Origin of the sequence: Nonomuraea aridisoli (assembly GCF_003236395.1) — a bacterium.
GTDB lineage: Bacteria > Actinomycetota > Actinomycetes > Streptosporangiales > Streptosporangiaceae > Nonomuraea > Nonomuraea aridisoli.
The window spans coordinates 1-434 of the sequence record NZ_POUD01000678.1 but is presented as its reverse complement, the minus strand read 5'-3'; the positions used below and the strand labels follow the sequence as shown (position 1 = coordinate 434).

Here is a 434-nt window from a genome sequence, read left to right as displayed (position 1 = left end):
GTGCTGCATGTTGCTGGGCGACGGTGGCATGGGAAAGACGACGATCGCCAACTTGATCATGACGGGGATGGCACCTCAAACTGTCGTGGAGAACGATTGTGAGATCGACACCATGCCTGCCTTCTATATGAGTTTGCCTCCGGAGGGGAGGCTGGATGGCTTGACCGAAGAGATGCTTGCCAAGCTGAACGACGTCAACCCGCTCGCTGGTTCACCTGTGTCTCGATCCAAACGAATCAACACGCTGCTCAAGCGCTGCAGGACCACCATCGTTTTTATCGACGAATTGCACAACCTTTCAGTGATCCAAAAAAAGGACGCCAGGGCCGGGCAAGCCATCTGCAATTGGCTTAAGGAACTGTTCAATGCGGAGGGGCCCGTGATCTGCCTGGTCGGGACCGATGAGTGCAAGACCATCTTCGACAAAGATACGC

General features: G+C 54.8%; 1 protein-coding gene. It reads left to right on the top strand.

The window, feature by feature from the left end; genetic code table 11:
- Nucleotides 1-28 precede the first annotated feature (28 nt).
- Nucleotides 29-434 (top strand): TniB family NTP-binding protein (locus C1J01_RS48690; protein WP_235855176.1); only part of this gene is annotated, 406 nt, incomplete at its 3' end.